Here is a 17,714-nt window from a genome sequence, read left to right as displayed (position 1 = left end):
AGTAAACGTCATGCAAGCAAAAGTAGTGATAGTGGGCAGCCTGAACATGGACCTGGTGACGCGCGCGCCGCGTTTGCCGCGCGCCGGAGAAACCCTGGCGGGGCAGTCGTTCGTCACCGTGCCGGGCGGCAAGGGTGCCAATCAGGCCGTTGCGGCGGCGCGACTGGGCGCCAGTGTCGCCATGGTCGGCTGCGTCGGCGATGACGCTTACGGCGAACAACTTCGCTCCGCGCTGCTGGCCGAAGGCATCGACTGTCAGGCAGTGACCCGCATCGCCGGAGAGTCCACCGGCGTCGCGTTGATCGTCGTCGATGACAGCAGCCAGAATGCCATCGTCATCGTTGCCGGTGGCAATGGCCACGTCACCGCCTCCGTGGTGGACAGCTTCGATGCCTTGCTGTCCCAGGCCGAAGTCATCATCTGCCAGCTTGAAGTGCCGCTGGACACCGTCGGCCACGTCCTCAAGCGCGGCCACGAACTGGGCAAGACCGTCATCCTCAACCCCGCACCGGCCACGGGTCCGCTGCCGGCCGAATGGTTCGCCTGGATCGACTACCTGATCCCCAATGAAAGCGAAGCCAGCGCATTGACCGGTCTGCCCGTGGACAGCACCGCCAGCGCAGACGCCGCCGCCTCGGCGTTGCTCGCGGCGGGCGTCAGCAAAGTCATCGTCACGCTGGGCGAGCAGGGCGCCTTGTTTGCCGGCAAATCGCGCTCCGAGCACTTCCCGGCGCCCAAGGTCCAGCCCGTTGACACCACGGCGGCAGGCGATACCTTTGTCGGCGGTTTTGCAGCGGCGTTGGCCGATGGCAAGTCTGAATCTGAAGCCATTCGCTTCGGTCAGGTCGCGGCGGCGCTGTCTGTGACCCGGTCCGGCGCGCAGCCTTCCATTCCTACGTTTGCCGAGGTTCAGGCCTCTGCAGCACAAGGGCATTCATCATGAAAAAAACGCCACTGCTTAACATCGCCTTGTCCCGCGCCATCGCGTCCCTCGGGCACGGCGACATTCTGATGATCGTCGATGCGGGGATGCCTGTGCCCGCGGGCGTCGAACTTATTGATCTGGCGCTGACCCACGGTGTGCCTGACTTCGTCAGCGTGCTGAACGTGGTGCTGACTGAAATGCAGGTCGAGAGTCATGTCCTTGCCGAAGAGATGCTGTCGAAACAGCCGCCCGCCTTGGCCACCGTCACTGCATTGCACGCCTCGGGCGAGCTGGGCGAGCGACGCCTGATGAGTCATGACGCGCTGAAACACCTCAGCCGTGGCGCGCGGGCTATCATCCGCACCGGCGAATGCCAGCCGTATACCAACATCGCGCTGGTAGCGGGTGTGGTTTTTTAACGCTCATCTTTCCGATTGAGCAGTCAGGAACAAGGAGTTCCCATGAAGACGCATCATCATTTTTTCACCGGACTGATCAGGAGTGCCGCGCTGTTGGCCATTTTATCTGCCACGTCGGTGCATGCCGCCGAAAAGCGCGACGTGATCATCGACACTGACCCGGGCGCTGACGACGTTGTTGCCTTGCTGCTCGCGCTGGCGTCGCCGCAAGAACTCAATGTCATGGCGATCACCACCGTGGCGGGCAACGTGCGCATCGACAAGACCTCGCGCAATGCCCGGCTGGCACGGGAATGGGCCGGTCGCGAAGAGGTGCCGGTGTACGCCGGTGCAGGCCGGCCGCTGGTGCGCACGCCGATCTACGCCGAGAACATCCACGGCAAGGAAGGCCTGCCGGGCGTAGAAGTGCATGAGCCGAAGCAGCCGCTGGCTGAAGGCAATGCCGTGCAATACCTGGTCGACACCCTGAAGAAAGCTGCGCCCCACAGCGTCACCATCGCCATGCTCGGGCCACAGACCAACCTGGCGCTTGCACTGATTCAGGCGCCGGAGATCACCCAGGGCATCAAGGAAGTCGTGGTCATGGGCGGCGCCCATTTCAACGGCGGCAATATTACCCCGGTGGCCGAGTTCAATATCTACGCCGACCCCGATGCGGCGAAGGTGGTGCTGGCCAGCGGTGTGAAGCTGACCTATGTACCGCTGGACGTCACCCACAAGATTCTTACCAGCGAAGCGCGGCTCAAGCAGATCGATGGCCTGAACAATAAGGCCGGCAAGCTGGTCAGCGACATTCTCAACGAGTACGTCAAGGCTGACATGGTCCATTACGGCCTGCCCGGCGGGCCGGTACACGATGCGAGCGTGATCGCCTGGCTGATCAAGCCGGAGCTGTTCAGCGGCCGGCAAGTCAATCTGGTGATCGACAACCGTGAAGGCGTCACCCATGGCCAGACCATTGCCGACTGGTACGACACCCTCGCGCAGAACAAAAATGTGTTCTGGGTGGAAAATGGCGATGCCCAGGGCTTTTTTGACCTGCTGACCCAGCGCCTCGGCCTTTTGAAGTAAATCAGCCGTGCTGCGCCCCGTGGCATCCCGCTACGTGGCGCAGAGCAACCAGAGTGCACACCATGTCTATCGATCTCAATAACCCCGTTTCCTTTACCCACGACGCGGTCCGGCAAATGATCGCGGCGGCGCGGGATGGCGTGCACAATCAGTTGCGCGTCAGTCGCGACGGCCATGCCTGGATCTCCAGCGACGCGGTGGGCGGCGTGGACATCGGCGGACTGCTGTTTCGCCTGGAAACCTGGGCTGCCGGGTCAGGGTGCGTCGGCCCGGTAGCGGCCAGCGATGCGGTCTGGGTGACGCAGATCTACAACGCCCTTCGCGATAACTGGGCCAACCCCACCACGGACTACGTCGACGTCTATTGAGTCGCGCTCGTCCTGTGCAGCGCGTCCTGCGGGCACGGCTTTAACGTTTTGTCACGATTGATTGCGCCCGGCAGACGATGCCTGGGGCAGACTCCTGCGCTGCCTGCGACGGGGCGCGCTTGCGTGGCCTGGCCCGGACGCGGCGAAACGAAGCCGCTCGACCGCTGTCGCAGAGGTTCAGCTTTGAATAAATGTTAGGAGGTTGTATGCCCTGGAAATACGCATCATCGGGTCTGGTGCTCGCTGCAGCGCTGCTGGCCGGTTGCAGCAGCACGTCGGAGTCTTCGAGCCAGCCTGAGGACAGCGGCGCTGCCAGTTCCCCGGTCAGTTCCGCTGGTGGCTATGCCCGTTGTGATGCGGCAGCGGTGCAGTTCGCCGTCGGCAAGCCAGCTTCAGCGGCATTGCTGGATCAGGCGAAGGCCAAGGCTGGCGCGCAGACAGCCAGAGTGCTCGGGCCCAACGACATCGTGACACTGGAATACCGCTCGGACCGTCTGAACCTGAACACCGATGATTCCGGGAAGGTCAACCGCGTCAATTGCGGGTAACGTCACCGCAAGATGAAATCGCAGGCATAAAAAAACCCCGTCAGTGACGGGGTTTTTTCAGATCGCTGGGATTACTCCGCGCGAACCTGAGCAGCTTGCATGCCCTTTTGGCCTTTCTCAGCCACGAAGGAAACAGTCTGGCCTTCTTTCAAGCTTTTGAAACCGTCGGATTCAATGGCTTTGAAATGTACGAAAAGGTCGTCGCCGCCACCCTGTGGGGTGATGAAGCCGAAGCCTTTTTCATCGTTGAACCATTTTACGGTGCCGGATTGGCGATTAGACATGGTGTATCTCCAGGAACATAATTTTCAGTAGTGCTGTGTTGCTCAGGCCAACTGGGCACACGAGCGCTATCATAGTCGAATTGTGTGAATGCTGGACTTTTTCAATTAGAACTTTGGGTCAACATCTTCGATATAACGCCCCAAATGGGCACTTCGGGCCTTTTCAACCCCATTGGCACGTGTGGCCGTCAACCCTTCCATTGGCCCTGAAACCCGCTGAATTCGCGGTCTTCAGGGCATCGCCCCATGGGCATTCCTTTACGCCCCGGTCGGGGGCATCAAGGAAATGTAAATTTTTTATTTTTTGCCGCTCAGGCAGTTTTTACTCACTGCAGCCTGCAGGCGAGAGGTCATATCGGTACTGGGAGGCGTCGTTTTGTCATTCAGCGACGCGATCTCTTTGTCCGAGAAGTTCTGGTTGATCTGCTGAGCGCCGCACTCGCAGTGCGCTTTGACTGCACTGGCGTCCATGGACGGATTGCTCTGGGTGGCTGCGGTGGTGCATTCATTCATGTAGCTGGTCTTGGTCTTCGCGTCCATCGCGGCGTGAGCGCTGAGGGGCAGGGTCAGGGCCAGCGGGGCGAGGAGGGCGGCAACGCGTAGAAGCTTCATGGTGGATTCCTTTATGTCGGTTTTGTCGTTGGGCCGTTGAGGTTTCAGGCCTTGAACGTGTACTACCGATAATCTGAGGCCTTCAATGCGCACCAGTTCCGTGGACCTGGCAACGCCCGATGCGGTTGCCGTCAGGCATAAGCCGCCCTCTACCGTTTAGCTGACCCTGCCGTCACCCTGTGATAGCATGCGCGCCTGCAGATTAGCTCGCGTCTCGCGGGGCCCGGTTGCCCTGCTGCAAGTCTGTCGATTTCGTAAGTTCCAGTCACTCTGGTTCGGTCTTCAGGTTGGCCTTCGGGCTCCTGCCACTGTGAGGCAGGCATACCACCGAATCGCGTACTGGCTCTATCCCACCCACGTGACCTTTGGTAGGGGTCACCACTAGGAGAGGAGGCGCCATGCCAACTATTACTCTTCCCGACGGCAGTCAACGTTCTTTCGATCACCCGGTATCCGTTGCCGAGGTCGCAGCCTCCATTGGCGCAGGCCTGGCCAAAGCCACCGTGGCCGGCAAGGTCAATGGTCAACTGGTTGATGCCAGCGACATCATCGATACCGATGCGAGCCTGCAAATCATCACCCCCAAAGATCAGGAAGGCCTGGAGATCATTCGTCACTCCTGCGCGCACTTGGTGGGCCATGCCGTCAAGCAGCTCTATCCGACTGCCAGGATGGTCATCGGCCCGGTCATCGATGATGGCTTCTATTACGACATTGCCTACGAGCGTCCTTTCACCCCGGACGACATGGCGGCGATCGAGCAGCGCATGCAGCAGCTCATCGAAAAGGATTACGACGTCATCAAGAAGGTCACGCCGCGCGCGGAAGTGATCGAGGTGTTCACGTCCCGCGGCGAAGACTACAAGCTGCGTCTGGTCGAAGACATGCCGAACGAGCAGGCGATGGGCCTGTACTACCACGAAGAATACGTCGACATGTGCCGTGGTCCGCACGTGCCGAATACGCGTTTTCTGAAGTCGTTCAAGTTGACCAAGTTGTCCGGCGCCTACTGGCGTGGCGATGCCAAGAACGAGCAGTTGCAGCGCGTTTATGGCACGGCGTGGGCCGACAAGAAGCAGCTGGCTGCTTACATTCAGCGCATCGAAGAAGCCGAAAAACGCGATCATCGCAAGATCGGCAAGCGTCTGGGCCTGTTCCATACCCAGGAAGAAGCGCCGGGCATGGTCTTCTGGCACCCGAACGGCTGGACGCTTTACCAGGTTCTCGAGCAGTACATGCGCAAGACCCAGCGCGAGAACGGCTACCTCGAGATCAAGACGCCTCAGGTTGTCGACCGCTCGCTGTGGGAGAAGTCCGGCCACTGGGCCAACTACGCCGAGAACATGTTCACCACCGAGTCGGAAAACCGCGACTACGCCATCAAGCCGATGAACTGCCCGTGCCACGTACAGGTATTCAATCAGGGCCTGAAAAGCTACCGCGAGTTGCCGCTGCGTCTGGCCGAATTCGGCGCTTGCCACCGCAACGAGCCCTCGGGTGCGCTGCACGGCATCATGCGCGTGCGGGCGTTCACTCAGGACGACGCGCACATCTTCTGCACCGAAGAGCAGATGCAGGCTGAATCCGCTGCGTTCATCAAGCTGACCATGGCCGTTTACGCCGATTTCGGTTTCAAAGACATCGAAATGAAGCTCTCGACCCGTCCGGAGAAGCGTGTCGGTTCCGATGAATTGTGGGATCGCGCCGAGTCCGCACTGGCTGCAGCCCTTGACAGCGCTGGTCTGCCGTACGATCTGCAGCCGGGCGAGGGCGCATTCTACGGTCCGAAGATTGAATTTTCTCTCAAGGATTGCTTGGGTCGCGTCTGGCAATGCGGTACTCTGCAGCTCGATTTCAACCTGCCGATCCGTCTGGGCGCCGAATTCGTGTCGGAAGACAACGGTCGCAAGCACCCGGTCATGTTGCACCGCGCAATCCTTGGCTCCTTCGAGCGCTTCATCGGAATTCTGATCGAGCATTACGAAGGCGCCTTCCCGGCGTGGCTTGCTCCAACTCAAGCAGTGATCATGAATATCACTGATAAACAGGCTGATTTTGCCCTTGAGGTGGAAAAAACATTGGCGCAAAGCGGATTCCGTGCCAAGTCCGACTTGAGAAATGAAAAGATCGGCTTTAAAATCCGCGAGCATACGTTGCTCAAAATTCCGTATCTCCTGGTGATTGGGGATCGGGAGGTTGAAACACAAACTGTCGCTGTGCGTACACGTGAAGGCGCAGACCTTGGCTCGATGCCGGTCGCCCAGTTCTCGGAGTTCCTTGCACAAGCGGTTTCCCGGCGTGGTCGCCAAGATTCGGAGTAATTATTATTAAGCGTGAAATGAGACAAGATAAACGAGCTGCACCGAAAGCCCCGATCAACGAGAATATCTCGGCACGTGAGGTTCGTTTAATTGGGGCTGAGGGTGAGCAGCTTGGGATTGTGTCAATTGAAGACGCGCTTCTTAAGGCTGAAGAGGCCAAGCTGGATCTGGTGGAAATTTCCGCCGATGCAGTACCCCCTGTTTGCAAACTGATGGACTACGGCAAATCGATCTTCGAGAAGAAGAAGCAGGTTGCTGCCGCCAAGAAGAATCAGAAGCAGATCCAGGTTAAAGAAATCAAGTTTCGTCCAGGGACGGAGGAAGGGGATTACCAGGTAAAACTACGCAACCTGGTACGTTTCCTGAGTGACGGGGACAGGGCCAAGATTTCCTTGAGATTTCGCGGTCGTGAGATGGCCCACCAGGAGCTGGGGATGGAGCTGTTGAAGCGGGTTGAAGCTGACCTGCTCGAATACGGCTCGGTCGAACAGCATCCTAAGATGGAAGGACGCCAGCTGATCATGGTCATCGCCCCGAAAAAGAAGAAATAACCACCAGGGCACGGCAGGCCTTGCGGTTATGTTTATCAACTGAATGCGGAGTATCCGAACATGCCAAAGATGAAGACTAAAAGTGGTGCAGCTAAACGGTTTTTGAAAACCGCGAATGGCATCAAGCACAAGCACGCTTTCAAGAGCCACATCCTGACCAAAATGTCGACAAAGCGTAAGCGTCAATTGCGTGGAAGCAGCTTGCTGCATCCGTCCGACGTGGCAAAAGTCAAGCGCATGCTGCGCCTTTGCTAATTTTGATCAAGAACAGAGGAATTAACTCATGGCTCGTGTAAAGCGTGGCGTCATTGCCCGTAAGCGTCACAAAAAAATTCTGAAACTTGCTAAAGGCTACTACGGCGCGCGTTCACGCGTATTCCGTGTTGCCAAGCAAGCGGTAATCAAGGCTGGCCAATACGCCTACCGTGACCGTCGTCAGAAAAAACGTCAGTTCCGCGCTCTGTGGATCGCTCGTATCAACGCTGGTGCGCGTATCAACGGTCTGTCCTACAGCCGTTTCATCGCTGGCCTGAAAAAAGCGTCGATCGAGATCGACCGCAAGGTTCTGGCTGATCTGGCAGTGAACGAAAAAGCGGCGTTTGCTGCGATTGTCGAGAAAGCTAAAGCCACTTTGGCCTAAGTCCCCGGCAATCACCGGACCCCGTTCGGGGTTCGGTGTTAAACGTCATAAATAGGGGAAGAGCCTTGTAAGCTCTTCCCCTATTTTGTATCTGGAGTCTGTACATGGAAAACCTGGACGCGCTGGTCTCTCAAGCACTTGAGGCTGTGCAAAGCGCCGAAGATATCAATGCCCTGGAGCAAATCCGGGTTCTGTACCTTGGCAAGAAGGGCGAATTGACTCAGGTGATGAAGACCCTGGGAAATCTGCCTGCTGAAGAGCGGCCGAAAGTCGGGGCGCTGATCAACGAAGCCAAGGAGCGTGTCACAGAGGTTCTCAATGCGCGCAAGGCATCGTTCGAGGAGGCTGATCTTGCAGCCAAACTCGCGGCCGAATCCATTGACGTGACCTTGCCGGGCCGTGGCCAGACCACTGGCGGTCTGCATCCGGTTACCCGCACTCTGGAACGAATCGAGCAGTTCTTCACCCACATTGGCTACGGCATTGCCGAAGGCCCTGAGGTCGAAGACGATTATCACAACTTCGAAGCGCTCAACATCCCAGGCCATCACCCGGCCCGGTCGATGCACGACACCTTCTATTTCAATGCGAACATGCTGCTGCGCACCCATACCTCGCCGGTTCAGGTCCGCACCATGGAATCGCAGAAGCCTCCGATCCGCATCGTCTGCCCCGGCCGTGTGTATCGCAGTGACTCCGATATCACCCATTCCCCGATGTTCCATCAGGTCGAAGGCCTGCTGGTCGACCGCGATATCAACTTCGCCGACCTGAAAGGCACCATCGAGGAATTCCTGCGCGTGTTCTTTGAAAAAGAGCTGGCAGTGCGTTTCCGTCCCTCGTATTTCCCGTTCACCGAGCCTTCGGCTGAAGTCGACATGGAATGCGTGATGTGCAGCGGCAAAGGCTGCCGCGTCTGCAAACAGACCGGCTGGCTTGAAGTCATGGGCTGCGGCATGGTCCACCCGAACGTGCTGCGCATGTCGGGCATCGATCCGGAAGAATTCCAGGGCTTCGCCTTCGGCATGGGCGTAGAGCGTCTGGCGATGCTGCGTTATGGCGTCAACGACTTGCGCCTGTTCTTCGACAACGACTTGCGGTTCCTCGCGCAATTTCGCTAGGTCGCCCGTAACGAATTCTTTAGGAGAGCAGGATGAAATTCAGTGAACAATGGCTGCGCGGCTGGGTTAGCCCGCAAGTATCCCGCGACGAGCTGGTTGCTCGTCTGTCGATGGCCGGCCTTGAAGTAGACAGCGTCACCCCGGCAGCGGGCGTTTTCAGCGGTGTTGTGGTGGGCGAGGTGCTGAGCACCGAGCAGCACCCGGACGCGGACAAGCTGCGCGTTTGCCAGGTGAGCAACGGTGCCGAGACTTTTCAGGTTGTGTGTGGCGCGCCAAACGTGCGTCCCGGTTTGAAGATCCCGTTTGCCATGATCGGCGCCGCATTGCCGGGCGACTTCAAAATCAAGAAAGCCAAGCTGCGGGGCGTCGAGTCCAACGGCATGTTGTGCTCACAAGCCGAGTTGCAGGTGGGCGAGGGCAATGACGGCCTCATGGAGCTGCCGGCCGATGCGCCAGTGGGCCAGGATGTGCGCGTTTATCTGGAGCTGGACGACGCGAGCATCGAAGTCGATCTGACGCCCAACCGTGGCGACTGCCTGTCGGTCGCGGGTCTTGCCCGTGAAGTGGGTGCGCTCTATGACGCAGTCGTGACGCGTCCGCAGGTTGCAGTGGTTCCCGCCGTGCACGATGAAGTGCGTCCGGTGGACGTGATCGCGTCTGCGGCATGCCCACGTTACCTGGGCCGTGTGATTCGTAATGTCGACCTGTCACGGCCTACGCCGTTGTGGATGGTTGAGCGCCTGCGTCGCTCGGATGTCCGCAGCATCGACGCAGTAGTCGACATCACCAACTATGTGATGCTTGAGCTGGGCCAGCCACTGCATGCGTTCGACCTTGCCGAAATCAATGGCGGCATTCGCGTGCGCATGGCGGAGGAGGGCGAGAAGCTCGTGCTTCTGGATGGTCAGGAAGTCAGCCTGCGCGCTGATACCCTGGTCATTGCCGACCACCAGCGTGCCCTGGCCATCGCCGGTGTCATGGGTGGCGAGCACAGCGGCGTGTCGGCGACGACCCGCGATATCTTCCTTGAAAGCGCCTTTTTCGATCAGATTGCCGTTGCCGGCAAGGCGCGTTCGTATGGTCTGCACACCGACGCGTCCCATCGCTATGAACGCGGCGTTGACTGGCAACTGGCCCGCGAAGCCATGGAGCGTGCCACTGGCCTGCTCCTGGAAATCACGGGCGGTGAAGCCGGTCCGGTCATCGAGAACGTCAGTGATCAGCACTTGCCTTCGGTTGAGCCGATCATTCTGCGTGCCGAGCGTATCGAGCAGATGCTGGGCATGAAGATGGACGCCGCGGAAATCGAGCGGCTGCTGACCGCGCTCGGTCTCACCGTCGCGCCTCACGCCAGCGAGCAATGGCGCGTCGAAGTGCCAAGTCATCGCTTTGATATCACCCTCGAAGTCGATCTGATCGAGGAACTGGCCCGCCTTCACGGTTACAACCGTCTGCCGGTTCGTTACCCGCAGGCGCGTCTGGCCCCGCAACCGCGTGCCGAAGCCCAGAGCGATCTGCCGGCCTTGCGTCGTCTGTTGGTAGCTCGCGGTTATCAGGAAGCAATCACCTACAGCTTCATCGATCAGAAATGGTTCGAGCTGTTCAGCCCGGGTGTTGAGCCGCTGTTGCTGGCCAATCCGATCTCGGCTGACATGTCGGCGATGCGTTCATCCCTGTGGCCGGGTCTGGTGAAGTCGCTGCAACATAACCTCAATCGCCAGCAGGATCGCGTGCGCCTGTTCGAAAGCGGCCTGCGATTCGTCGGTCAACTGGAAGGCCTGAAACAAGAGCCCATGCTGGCCGGTGTGATCTGTGGCAGCCGTCTGCCGGAGGGTTGGGCGCAGGGCCGCGATGTCGTCGACTTCTTCGACGTCAAGGCTGACGTCGAGGCAGTACTGGGCTTCGCCGGTGCGCAGGATGATTTCCGTTTCGTACCCGGAAGCCATCCCGCGTTGCACCCGGGGCAGACCGCGCGTATCGAGCGTGACGGGCGAGAAGTCGGCTACATCGGCGCGCTGCACCCGGAACTGTCGAAGACCCTGGGGCTTGATCGTCCGGTGTTCGTTTTTGAACTGGTGCTGGCGGAGGTTGCCGTTGGGCGCCTGCCAAAATTCCACGAGCTTTCACGCTTCCCGGAAGTGCGTCGCGACCTGGCGCTGCTGGCCGATCGTGAAGTTTCGGCGACTGCCGTGCTGGACGTTATTCGTGAGAATGCAGGGGAATGGCTCACAGACCTCAGGCTGTTTGATGTTTACCAGGGTAAAGGCATTGATCCGCTTAGAAAAAGCCTTGCAGTCGGCTTGACCTGGCAACATCCATCGCGCACTCTTACCGACGATGAGGTAAACGCTTCGACGCAGCAAATTCTCACCTCGCTAGAGGCAAGGTTAAACGCCACGTTAAGGATGTAGCGTATGGGGGCTCTGACGAAAGCTGAGATGGCCGAACGTCTGTACGAAGAGCTAGGCCTGAACAAACGAGAAGCCAAGGAACTGGTCGAGCTGTTCTTTGAGGAAATCAGGCACGCTCTGGAAGATAACGAGCAGGTCAAATTGTCCGGATTCGGCAATTTTGATCTGCGCGATAAACGCCAGCGACCGGGCCGGAACCCCAAGACAGGGGAAGAAATCCCGATTACCGCTCGCCGTGTGGTCACCTTTCGCCCAGGGCAGAAACTGAAGGCCCGAGTTGAGGCTTATGCTGGAACCAAGTCATAACGACGAGCTACCGCCTATCCCCGGCAAACGCTACTTCACCATTGGTGAAGTCAGCGAGCTCTGCGCGGTCAAACCGCACGTTCTGCGTTATTGGGAGCAGGAGTTTCCTCAACTCAACCCGGTCAAGCGCCGCGGAAACCGCCGGTATTATCAGCGACAGGACGTGCTGATGATCCGTCAGATCCGTGCGTTGCTTTACGATCAGGGCTTCACCATTGGCGGCGCGCGTTTGCGCATGTCCAGCGATGAGGTCAAGGATGATTCGCTGCAGTACAAGCAGCTGATCAAACAGATGATTGTGGAGCTGGAGGATGTCTTGGTCGTGCTGCGTTAGCAATTTCGCGCGGTGAGCCGAAATACTTCCATCATTCAAAAGCTTAGGGTATATTCCTCGACGCTTTCGCAAGAACCCGCAACACAGAAGTAGCAGTGAGTAACGCCTAGTCGGGGCGTAGCGCAGTCCGGTAGCGCACTAGCATGGGGTGCTAGGGGTCGAGTGTTCGAATCACTCCGTCCCGACCATATTTTGTAAAGGGAATCAGCCACTTACCGGTTTGATTCCCTTTTTCATTTCTGGCTTGCGCAAAACACGCGCAAAACCGGCGCAAAACTATCCGGCGATTTCGCTGATATCGAGGTCTGGAATGGCCTCCGACCAGATCACCTCGGCGTGCTCCTTCTGGTAGTTTTTGGTCATCTCCTCGCTGGCGTGACCGACCATCGTCTGCCCATCCTCCATGGCTTTCTTGTACAAGTGCAGTGACAGCCACTGGTCAACAAACGGATTTGAGGTGATTGATGTTCGAGCGTTACGGTGAACAGGCTAGGGATCGAAAGTTTTCGGCGTTGGGCGCATTGTTTGCTTTAGTGCTCTGCGTCGGCTCTGTCTTCTATGGGGCCTGGTGGATTGGTTCCGTATTTGGGATTTTCGCGCTGGTCTTCGGCGTTCCTCCATTCGTCTTCGGGAAGGAGCGGTTTGCGACAACCATGCATGTTCTGAGCTGGATTGGCACTTTCGGTTGGCTTGGATAATTGAGCCAACCAATAGTGTTCGAGCATGGCGATACTCCGGTGACCCAATCAGGCGCCGTCCCAACCGCATGTCATTGGATGCAGTCCGATTTGCTGACCTGCACGTTGACTATCAGCGAGTTGCTTGATTCCTTGAATATATAGACCAGGACCAGCCCGGACTTCACAAAAAGTCCCAGACCTTCTCTTGCGCAGGATTGCTCGACCGCTACAGCTTTTGCTCGGGTCGTAAAATCTGCAACGTCAATATCGCCCATTGCTAGCTGTGTGAGTGTGTAGGACACCCGCATCGTGCCGTCTTTGTAGGTGACGGAGTTGAGACGACTCGTGTCATCAACCATCTTTGGCGTGCCGAGACCCATGATGAAGGCGATGCCTTCAAGCTTTCGCTCCCGTTCCTTCTTTTCCTCTTCCGGCGCAACCCTCGCATGCCAGACCTGAGTCAGGATGAAGACTGCCGTGACTGCAGTGAAAAATATGATGATTCCGCGGTACTGCGGCACAATACGCCAAATTTTTGGGGAGGCACGGAGTTGACGATGTTAGCCAAGGATGCAGGTGTCCCGTCGTCTGACGACATCGTTTCAAAGAACCTGATACTGATCGTATGCCTTTCGCTGGCGATAGCCGTGCTCACAGTTATCGTGTGGTTTTTCGCCAATGGGTTGATAACGCTGCCGACGCCTGACCAGGTCCTGGTTCATGACCGACTTGGGAATCCCTATGTTGTCGCGCCTGAGCCTGTGGAACGCACCGTCTTCGTGACGCTGGCAGCGCTGGCGCCGATCATGCTGGTGGGTTGGTTCTGGGTCTGCGGCATGGGCCGCATGAACAGGTCTGCACCGCGAAGAGTGCAATTGGCGATTGATGTGGTCCTGCCCTTTGTGGCTGCCTCGTTTCTTTGTCTGTTGTTCTGGTATTCGGATTTCCTCGACATATTTTTCTTTTCAACACCCTGGATGAAAAGCCACAAACGCGAGTTGATAGGTGTCGCTTTATGCCTGTCGCTCATCGTTATGGTGTGGAAGAAGCCGTTGCCCGCTTCGTATGGTCGCTGGACGGCCGCAGGGTGGTGGATGCTTGCCGCCATCGCAATCGCGTTGCAGATACTGCCTTACCGAATCGCGTCGGTTAATGCAGTTACTGTCTCCCCCGTTTGGTCAGTCCATCTCGATGCGGTGATGTATCCCATCAACCAGGTTGCTCATGGCGCCACATTGATTGCTGACCTGCCGTCGCAATATGGATTTTATCCCGAGATTATTTCGCCGATATTCAAGCTTGTCGGCGTCTCCGTACTTTCGGTGACGGTGTTCTTCGCCATCCTGCATGCGATGGCACTGTTCGCCGTTGCAGCGATCGTCATCAAATACGTAAGATCCCGGCTGATAGCGCTGATGGCGTTTCTCACAATACTTATCGCAACCAGCCTGTTCATGTACCTGAACGGTATCGTTGAAGATATTTACGTTCAGTACTATCCGATCAGATTTTTCTGGCCAGCAGTGGCACTGCTGCTCTTCGCTTCCAATTCAGCGAATCCCGGCAGGGCTAAGTTGTGCGCACTGGGCGTCGTCGCAGGCTTGTCGATATTCTGGAACATCGACACCGGTATTCCCGTGATGATTTCCATCGGCGCCACTCTTTTTGTAAAGCCAATTATTGCGAGACGAGCGTTTTTGCAAGGCACACTCACGGCGGCCTTGTTCAGTGTCGTGGCCGTGTGCACTGTCCTTGCGTGTTTCGTGGTCATGCGTATCAAGGCAGGGGGCCCACTGGATCTCGGCGATGTGCTTGCCTATCAGAAAATCTTCTACATGACGGGCTTCGGCATGATACCGATGCCGCTCGTGCCCGATCCGTGGCAAGCGGTGTTGGCCATATACATAGCGGGGGTAGTGACAGCGCTTTCTGGATGGGCGCGAGGTCATGACCGCAGTGTTAATGATGTCCTGTTCTGTTCAGCGCTGCTTGGGCTTGGCCTGTTCACGTACTTCCAGGGCAGGTCGCACGTGTTTTGCCTGGTGCTGGTTGCATGGCCGGCTATCTTGATCAGCGCCATCCTGGCGGACCAGACGTTGCGCGCGGTATCGAAGCGCACCACCCGACTGTCTTCCGCAATATTGACGCTGCCGTTTCTGATGTTTTTCTCGCTGGGGACCCTTACATTCATTTCCGCGAGCCAGGGTCTATTCGCTTCATCCGAGCGAAATCTTTCCTCTTTGAAGACGGCGAAAGACGCGACGGTTGTTGATGAGCTGAGCTTCATGCGCAGTACTTATCGTGGCCGAAATTGCCTTATCCTTTCCCAGCGTCAGGCGATTTATTCTGCCGAGCTGGGTATACCTTCCCCGCTGAAAGGACCGGGGCTCGTCGAGACGATACTGCAGCAATACCTCGACAAGCTCGTCGACAGAGCGCTGCATGACACGGTGAAATGCGTTTACCTTGGGGTGAAGGAAGGCACCATCACCTACATCGACGTCGGTGACGCATTGTTCAAGGCTCGATTCCCGGTCATCTCGACGAACCCGCTTGGCACCATGATGCTGCTCGAACCGGCGCCTGGCACCCCGGACCAATCGTTTCCGAGCGGGCACTGACCCAAGGGGATCCAGCGCGGAGCTTCTACGTCTGGCCCTTCGCACTAAGTCCTGCTTGCGGGTGGGCCTGTGGCGGGACTGTTTACTTTGGGCCCCGCCGTGTGGGGCCAAGGAGAAAGAAGTGAAACGGATTTTTTTCGCGGTGCTGCTCGCCCTGGCAGCGTTTGTTGCGGCAACTTCTCCAGTCGTCAAACGATGGGCAAGCAGCGCGCTGGCGCCTCCCAGTACCGCCAGGTCAGTCGCATCCGACGTTTCATCCACCACAACGGTTCAACTTGCCACCTTCAAGTGCGACGGCCGCAAGTATTGCTCCCAGATGACGTCTTGTGCCGAAGCCAACAGCTTTCTGCAAAATTGCCCGAATACTGAAATGGACGGTGACAGCGACGGCATTCCCTGCGAATCCCAATGGTGTCGGTGAGGCCGAGTCCTCCAACTGACCGCCATCATGGATGTCGCAGATAACGGCATAAGGAAGGTCTGAGCCGCGCTTGGAATTAGTTATGAGCGCTGCTCAGACGTACATCGGGGACGTGTGCCTTCAATAACATCCTGGCTGATTCGGCGGTGTGCCGTTGCAAGGAATGGTTCCGGCTCTGTGTATGCCCCGATAATCGCCCTGGCTAAAGTGGTTACACCCCGACAGCGTAGCGACTGCAATGACCAGTAAAGCCAGCATCCCAGATTTCATCGTGTTCTCCCTATAGGTGTAAGTTTGACTTGCATTTGCAACCCCTGATTCCTCACATTTCCCACTTCCGTCACACTTCGAACCCAGCGAACTGTTCCGCCGGCGTGCCGCACATCGTCATACCCTCAACACGAGCCGCCGGCGCAACGTCGTAAGCTTGAGCAGCCAAAACTCGTGTCCATTAACGACCAACTGCTCTGGCGCAAGCTCCTCGGGGTAGTGATCCATCATCTCGTCAATCGAGTAGCGTCCGCGCCTGCGGTCACCCGTCGAAATTCCCTGCGCAGAACATTGACCTCCGGCGGGCTAAAACGTTAACTGTATATACATACAGTTTTTCAAGGCAAAGCTTGCATCATGAGCGTCACTGTTCTTGGCCCACTCTCGGCCTGCGGCGAAAAGCTGCGTTTCAACGCGTATCACGTACCGGCCGAGCGGGTGATCTGGACCGTGGCGAAATACAGCGTTCGCGACCATGACCAAGCCTGAGCCCGTCTTTGCGCTGATCGACTGCAACAGCTTTTATGCCAGTTGCGAGCGTGTCTTTCGGCCTGACCTCGCCAAAACGCCCATCGTGGTGCTATCGAATAACGACGGCTGCGTGATTGCCCGAAGCTATGACGCGAAGCCCTTCGTGAAAATGGGTGCGCCTTACTTTCAGATCAAGGACCAGTTGCGCCGAGACGGTGTGATCGCGTTCAGCAGCAATTACGCGCTGTATGGCGACATGAGCGAGCGGGTCATGAGCATCATCGAATCGATGGTCCCCGCGCTGGAGGTGTACAGCATCGACGAGGCCTTCGCTGACCTGTCTGGCATCCCCGGCGACCTGACGGCGTTCGGCAGGCAGATTCGGGCGACGATCTACAAGCGTACCGGCATTCCGGTGGGCGTGGGCATAGCCCGCACCAAAACACTGGCAAAGCTCGCCAATCACACGGCAAAACGCTTGCTGGCGAAGACCGGCGGGGTAGTCGATATCTGCGATCCGTTCAACCGTGACTGGACGTTGCGCAACACGGACGTCGGCGAGGTCTGGGGCGTGGGCAAGCGCATGAAGGCCCACCTCGAAGCCATGGGGATCAAGACCGCGATGGATCTGGCGAAGGCCGATCCCTGGACGCTGCGGCAGAAATTCAGCGTTGTGATCGAGAAGACTGCGCGCGAGTTGTCCGGCACTCCATGCCTGGAGTTGGGGGAGGCCGATCCGCCGAAGCAGGAGATCTGCTGCAGCCGAATGTTTGGCAGCCGTTTGACAACGATTGAGCCCATCAGAGAAGCCGTCGCCACCTACACCCAGCGCGCTGCGGAAAAGCTCCGGGCACAGAACTCGCTGTGCAAGAGAATCCGGGTCAGCATTCGTACGGGGATGTTCAATCCCGAGGAGGCCAAATACGCCAACGGGGCGATGGTCGAATTGCCGTATCCCACCAATGACGTGCGCCTGATGACGAAGGCTGCGACAGAGGCGGTCAACCGGCTATTCCGGGCAGGCTTCAAATACAGCAAGGCCGAGGTCCTTCTGATGGATCTGCGCAAGCCCGGCGAATTTACCGACGACCTGTTTGCCCATTCGCAGCCCGTGGAAGCCGAGAAGGTGATGAACGTGCTGGACGAGATCAATGCCAAGTGGGGGCGGGGAACGTTACGCGCGGCAAGTGTGCCATCTGCCCCTGAGTGGGCCATGCGGCGGGATCTGATGAGTCAGAGCTTCACGACGAAAATCGGCCAGCTGTGGATCGTGAGGTGCAATTAGGATCTACGCGGCCGAAGTCTGTCGCAACCGCAGACTTGCGTTGAATATATGGATA

21 protein-coding genes, 1 tRNA gene and 1 pseudogene are annotated in these 17,714 nt (G+C 57.8%); 19 read left to right on the top strand and 4 right to left on the bottom strand.

Annotation, left to right across the window (positions count from 1 at the left end; translation table 11 throughout):
* Nucleotides 1-10 precede the first annotated feature (10 nt).
* The 5 genes from rbsK to M1E04_RS13800 all read left to right on the top strand — a co-directional run bounded on the left by rbsK (nt 11) and on the right by M1E04_RS13800 (nt 3,331).
* Entirely contained in the window at nt 11-943 is a 933-nt protein-coding gene (gene rbsK, locus M1E04_RS13820) for a ribokinase (RefSeq protein ID WP_296307736.1), read from the top strand.
* Complete coding sequence (gene rbsD, locus M1E04_RS13815) at nt 940-1,344, top strand: D-ribose pyranase (RefSeq protein WP_065991525.1); 405 nt, start codon at nt 940-942, stop codon at nt 1,342-1,344. Before rbsK ends, rbsD begins: the two co-directional genes overlap by 4 nt.
* 42 nt (nt 1,345-1,386) lie before the next feature.
* The gene (locus M1E04_RS13810) at nt 1,387-2,415 is read left to right on the top strand and encodes a nucleoside hydrolase (protein ID WP_296307734.1); all 1,029 of its coding nucleotides are present in this window, start codon (nt 1,387-1,389) and stop codon (nt 2,413-2,415) included.
* 62 nt (nt 2,416-2,477) lie between these two features.
* Nucleotides 2,478-2,783 (top strand): hypothetical protein, encoded by a 306-nt coding sequence (locus tag M1E04_RS13805; protein ID WP_065991527.1) that lies wholly within the window; start codon nt 2,478-2,480, stop codon nt 2,781-2,783.
* A 206-nt stretch (nt 2,784-2,989) separates the two neighbouring features.
* Nucleotides 2,990-3,331 carry an I78 family peptidase inhibitor gene (locus tag M1E04_RS13800; RefSeq protein WP_369318091.1) on the top strand — a complete coding sequence of 114 codons (342 nt, stop codon included), beginning with the start codon at nt 2,990-2,992 and terminating at the stop codon, nt 3,329-3,331.
* 71 nt (nt 3,332-3,402) lie between these two features.
* Here the strand turns inward: M1E04_RS13800 and M1E04_RS13795 are convergent, their stop codons facing one another.
* Complete coding sequence (locus M1E04_RS13795; protein WP_065991529.1) at nt 3,403-3,615, bottom strand: cold-shock protein; 213 nt, start codon at nt 3,613-3,615, stop codon at nt 3,403-3,405.
* A 297-nt stretch (nt 3,616-3,912) separates the two neighbouring features.
* Entirely contained in the window at nt 3,913-4,227 is a 315-nt protein-coding gene (locus M1E04_RS13790; protein WP_065991530.1) for a hypothetical protein, read from the bottom strand.
* 398 nt (nt 4,228-4,625) lie between these two features.
* Between M1E04_RS13790 and thrS the strand changes: the two genes are divergently transcribed.
* From thrS to M1E04_RS13745, 9 genes are all read left to right on the top strand, one after another.
* Nucleotides 4,626-6,548 (top strand): threonine--tRNA ligase, encoded by a 1,923-nt coding sequence (gene thrS / locus M1E04_RS13785; protein WP_192131284.1) that lies wholly within the window; start codon nt 4,626-4,628, stop codon nt 6,546-6,548.
* Entirely contained in the window at nt 6,548-7,099 is a 552-nt protein-coding gene (gene infC / locus M1E04_RS13780) for a translation initiation factor IF-3 (protein WP_172613086.1), read from the top strand. The genes thrS and infC overlap by 1 nt, the downstream gene beginning before the upstream one ends.
* 60 nt (nt 7,100-7,159) lie before the next feature.
* Nucleotides 7,160-7,354, top strand: a complete 195-nt coding sequence (gene rpmI, locus M1E04_RS13775) for a 50S ribosomal protein L35 (protein ID WP_003442181.1) — start codon at nt 7,160-7,162, stop codon at nt 7,352-7,354.
* A 28-nt stretch (nt 7,355-7,382) separates the two neighbouring features.
* Nucleotides 7,383-7,739 carry a 50S ribosomal protein L20 gene (gene rplT / locus M1E04_RS13770; protein WP_007905879.1) on the top strand — a complete coding sequence of 119 codons (357 nt, stop codon included), beginning with the start codon at nt 7,383-7,385 and terminating at the stop codon, nt 7,737-7,739.
* 104 nt (nt 7,740-7,843) lie between these two features.
* Nucleotides 7,844-8,860, top strand: a complete 1,017-nt coding sequence (gene pheS, locus M1E04_RS13765; protein WP_456291515.1) for a phenylalanine--tRNA ligase subunit alpha — start codon at nt 7,844-7,846, stop codon at nt 8,858-8,860.
* 32 nt (nt 8,861-8,892) lie between these two features.
* Nucleotides 8,893-11,271, top strand: a complete 2,379-nt coding sequence (gene pheT / locus M1E04_RS13760) for a phenylalanine--tRNA ligase subunit beta (protein WP_456291514.1) — start codon at nt 8,893-8,895, stop codon at nt 11,269-11,271.
* Between the two features lie 3 nt (nt 11,272-11,274).
* On the top strand, nt 11,275-11,577 hold the full coding sequence (gene ihfA / locus M1E04_RS13755) for an integration host factor subunit alpha (protein ID WP_002553164.1): 303 nt from the start codon (nt 11,275-11,277) through the stop codon (nt 11,575-11,577).
* Nucleotides 11,558-11,911 (top strand): MerR family transcriptional regulator, encoded by a 354-nt coding sequence (locus tag M1E04_RS13750; protein ID WP_065991534.1) that lies wholly within the window; start codon nt 11,558-11,560, stop codon nt 11,909-11,911. Before ihfA ends, M1E04_RS13750 begins: the two co-directional genes overlap by 20 nt.
* Nucleotides 11,912-12,022: 111 nt before the next feature.
* Nucleotides 12,023-12,099, top strand: a tRNA-Pro gene (locus M1E04_RS13745).
* Between the two features lie 88 nt (nt 12,100-12,187).
* Here the strand turns inward: M1E04_RS13745 and M1E04_RS13740 are convergent.
* Nucleotides 12,188-12,343 (bottom strand): annotated as a pseudogene (locus tag M1E04_RS13740) (integrase); the annotation flags it as partial.
* Nucleotides 12,344-12,375: 32 nt separating this feature from the next.
* On the opposite strand from M1E04_RS13740, the gene M1E04_RS13735 reads away from it, so the two are divergent.
* The gene (locus M1E04_RS13735; protein ID WP_369318088.1) at nt 12,376-12,609 is read left to right on the top strand and encodes a hypothetical protein; all 234 of its coding nucleotides are present in this window, start codon (nt 12,376-12,378) and stop codon (nt 12,607-12,609) included.
* Between the two features lie 71 nt (nt 12,610-12,680).
* On the opposite strand, the gene M1E04_RS13730 is transcribed toward M1E04_RS13735, so the two are convergent.
* A complete protein-coding gene (locus tag M1E04_RS13730; protein ID WP_456291513.1) occupies nt 12,681-13,112 on the bottom strand; it encodes a hypothetical protein in 432 nt (143 codons plus the stop codon).
* A gap of 36 nt (nt 13,113-13,148) precedes the next feature.
* On the opposite strand from M1E04_RS13730, the gene M1E04_RS13725 reads away from it, so the two are divergent.
* From M1E04_RS13725 to umuC, 4 genes are all read left to right on the top strand, one after another.
* Nucleotides 13,149-15,212: a hypothetical protein gene (locus M1E04_RS13725; RefSeq protein ID WP_456291512.1), complete on the top strand. Its 2,064-nt coding sequence runs from the start codon at nt 13,149-13,151 to the stop codon at nt 15,210-15,212.
* Between the two features lie 121 nt (nt 15,213-15,333).
* Entirely contained in the window at nt 15,334-15,633 is a 300-nt protein-coding gene (locus tag M1E04_RS13720; protein ID WP_455913013.1) for an excalibur calcium-binding domain-containing protein, read from the top strand.
* A gap of 627 nt (nt 15,634-16,260) precedes the next feature.
* Nucleotides 16,261-16,392, top strand: coding sequence for a hypothetical protein (locus tag M1E04_RS13715; protein ID WP_456291511.1), 132 nt, complete (start codon nt 16,261-16,263; stop codon nt 16,390-16,392).
* Nucleotides 16,379-17,659: a translesion error-prone DNA polymerase V subunit UmuC gene (gene umuC / locus M1E04_RS13710; RefSeq protein WP_456291510.1), complete on the top strand. Its 1,281-nt coding sequence runs from the start codon at nt 16,379-16,381 to the stop codon at nt 17,657-17,659. The genes M1E04_RS13715 and umuC overlap by 14 nt, the downstream gene beginning before the upstream one ends.
* Nucleotides 17,660-17,714: the final 55 nt, after the last annotated feature.

Source organism: Pseudomonas sp. AK106 (assembly GCF_053903055.1).
Note: the sequence above shows the minus strand (reverse complement) of the source record. Positions and strands in the feature narration are given on the sequence as shown.